This window comes from Limosilactobacillus coleohominis (assembly GCF_016901675.1).
Classification (GTDB): Bacteria; Bacillota; Bacilli; order Lactobacillales; family Lactobacillaceae; genus Limosilactobacillus; species Limosilactobacillus intestinavium.
Map to the genome: position 1 here is coordinate 1 of NZ_JACJKU010000110.1, position 3,355 is coordinate 3,355.

Here is a 3,355-nt window from a genome sequence, read left to right on the forward strand (position 1 = left end):
TCGTAAGGCCTTCTACCAAGAGATATCACAGCTCCATCAACCAATAATCAATTGGTCAGTATTATTTATTTGAGTCCAGTGGCTAACTTATTCTTGAAATTTAGGATAATATTTTATTAGTGGTCAGACAGGAAGACAATTAAGAAAGATTGCGTTAGTAGTAACACTAGGCGGATTGCTTTTCGGGGTAGATACGGGAGTGATCAATGGTGCCATTCCATATATGGCCTCGCCACAACAAATAAATCTCACTCCTTCTTAAGAGGGGCTTGTGACATCGGGCATTACCCTGGGAGCTGCTCTTGGGACGTTAATGGCTGGTAAATTAGCCGACCGTTATGGGCGGAAACGTTTACTGATTGCTTTATCGGTCATCTTTTTTAGTGGAACCCTTTTCTGCTTGTTAGCACCCAATGCCATTTTGATGATTATTTTTCGCTTCTTACTCGGCTTGGTAGTTGGTTGGGCTTCCGTCATTGTACCGGCCTACTTAGCAGAAATTGCGACCGCTTCAACACGGGGCAGGTTAGTCGCTCAGAATCAATTGATGATTACTGGTGGACAACTTCTGGCGTTTACCGTCAATGCTCTCTTGGGATCATTGTTTCCTCATGTCGGTAATATTTGGCGTTACATGATTGCTTTTGGGATGATCCCGTCTGTAATGCTATTTCTAGGAATGTGGCATGTTCCTGAGTCACCGCGTTGGCTAGCAATGAAGGGGCAACGCACGGTAGCGTTGAGGGTGTTAGCCCCACTCCGTTCAAGCCGGCAGGCAGATTGGGACGACCTGACTCAACCGTGGATCCGGCAGTGATGATTGGCTTTGATTTAGGAATTGTTCAACAGTTTGTTGGTATCAATATTATGATGTACTACGGGACCAGTATTTTGATGAAGGTTGGCTTTGGCCACCAGGCGCCGCTAATTGCTAATATTAGTAACGGGTTGACATCTTTTATTACCACAATTGCCGGGATGAAAATGATGTACACAGTTGAGCGACGCAAAATGTTACTCATCGGAATTATTGGAACCGGCAGTTCAATGTTTTTACTCACGTTAGCAATTACCTTTTTGAGTCAGAACGTGATCTTACCATATTTCGTCATTCTGCTAACCATGAGTTTTCTAGCGTTCTTTCAGTCATGTATTTCGCCGACAACTTGGGTTCTGCTGTCCGAGATCTTTCCCCAAAGTCTGCGGGGATTGGGGATGGGCATTTCCACCTTTTGTCTATAGCTGGCGAACTTCACGGTTGGCTTTGTCTTTCCGATCATGGTCAATCACTGGAGTGGAGTCGGGACATTTGCCTTCTTCATTACCTGTAATGTATTGTCCAGGGCCTTTGCTTTTGAGGTGGTTCCAGAAACGCAGGGGAATACGTTGGAACAGATCTAGGTGGAATTACGTCAGGGTACTAATCACCGCAACCATCATCACTCCCCAATGAGTGATGTTATAGGATAATATGAAGAGGGAAGCCTAAGATAACGGCATTTGTAGAGGGTCGAATTTGGTAGAAAAGGCAGTTTATTCCAAGTTGTCTACCAAAAGTCTACCAAAAATTGTAGTAGATAATACGGCAAAAGGACTACGTAAATTTAAATTACGTGGTCTCTTTTGTTAATTTCTTAGTGATAATAATATAACCTTTTTCAATAGCTTTATATATTATTTACTTGAGAACTATTTAGAAATTATAAGGTGATACTTTATAATTAATTTTTGTCAGTTAATAAAAACAGTATGTCCTCACTATAATAAAATACTACTCTTTCTCAAACTCTAATAGCTTATTAGTTCCTGATATATCAACACTTTACGAAGATGTATCAAGAACTATTTTTGTTTGCTTAAGAATATCATGCACACAGCTGTGTGTATAGGAGAACGTGTGCGTGGTTTTACATTGGAGAATCGTTGGATATGTTGATCTAATAGGTTTTATAGCAGATTTTTTATGTATATTTTTAACTATAAATGCTTAAGAAAGCACCTGGTATAAAAGCCGGATACTTTTTTGTATAATTGATTCAAAAAGGTAGGGGTATTAGTGGAAAATACTAAATCGATTGAGGAAAATGGCATAGCAATCTTAAAGTTAAAGTTAAGCGGCTGTGCATCAGTAGATAAAAATATCTATGAAAATGATAAAACCCCATTTACCGATGGCTCGTTATTACTATATAGTGATGATCACTATGCAAAAAGTCATTTTGAACAAGAAATACGATGTCAGGTTAAGACAACTATCGATAGTAAAGTGAAAAATAATAAGGAGTATCGTAAACTAGATCGTTCAACATTAAAAGTCTACCAACGAATTGGGGGTCAATTGCTTTTTGTTGTTTGGATAAAAAGCTCAACTAATGCTTATGAAATCAGATCTTTTACCAGAATCTGAATAGCATATACATATCGAGACTTTTATCAAGTACGAATAATAAGTATCCAGTTATTCCGTTAACTGAATTCCCACAAAATCCTGATCAGCAAATGAAAGTTCTTAAACAAGTAGCTTTAGATTTAAATAATACGAAAACCTATCGATCCTTAAGCAAGCGAACCGATAAACCTGATAGAATAGTTATTCCAACGTATTTATTAGATCCTGAAAGCTTTACTAAGACAATGAAGAATCTAGAGAATCAGACCTTAACTACCTATGCTATATATGATGATCATCCGGAACCAATTGGTGTATTTACATCTGATAATGTTCAGAAGCTGGAAATTGGTCAAGAGAAAATCATAAACTTTGGGGCTGAACTGGGCTCGTTTTCAGCAAAAATGCTTACTAAGCAGAGTAAAGAAGATGATTTTCCAATAATTAATATCTTAACAGGAGCAGAAGGACATCTAATAATTACGGTAATGACCAAGAAGGAGCATGAGCAAAGACTTATTTTAAAAGCTGAAAAGGCTAACAAGATAGATAGTCAGCTAATTAATTTAAGAATTATGCGCCAATTTATTAATAAACCTACTTTTAAGTTGGATGGAAACAAAATGGATTTTACTAAGTATATGCAGGATATTAGTAAATCCAAAAAGGAAGAAATTGATTCTTGGATTGAAAGTTTGCAAATAATTAATAAAGTTGTTAGAAAACTAGGAATAGATTTTTATTCTGACCTAGGAAATTCACAACTAGTCGATCAGATGAATCAAATTTTTGATTTTGTAAACAGCCGAAAGGAACTTGATAAAAATCAATTGATAGTAAAAACCTTTGAATACGGACAGAATTACGTAGGTATTGCAGAAACACGTGATAATTATTGGAACTTATTTAGTAAAAATATGGAAAAGAATACCATTATTTATGGTGGATATGAGAATGATATTAAGC

3 protein-coding genes and 1 pseudogene are annotated in these 3,355 nt (G+C 37.0%); all 4 read left to right on the top strand.

All coding sequences use genetic code 11. The features are described 5' to 3' along the window. Positions 1-271 precede the first annotated feature (271 nt). Positions 272-817, top strand: a complete 546-nt coding sequence (locus H5975_RS09145; RefSeq protein ID WP_342590544.1) for an MFS transporter — start codon at positions 272-274, stop codon at positions 815-817. Further along, positions 817-1,401 (top strand): annotated as a pseudogene (locus tag H5975_RS09150) (MFS transporter). Before H5975_RS09145 ends, H5975_RS09150 begins: the two are co-directional and overlap by 1 nt. Positions 1,402-2,056: 655 nt before the next feature. Beyond that, complete coding sequence (locus tag H5975_RS07680; protein WP_204785548.1) at positions 2,057-2,407, top strand: hypothetical protein; 351 nt, start codon at positions 2,057-2,059, stop codon at positions 2,405-2,407. Between the two features lie 92 nt (positions 2,408-2,499). Continuing rightward, positions 2,500-3,355, top strand: an 856-nt coding sequence (locus H5975_RS07685; protein WP_204785549.1) for a hypothetical protein, incomplete at its 3' end; no start/stop codon positions are given.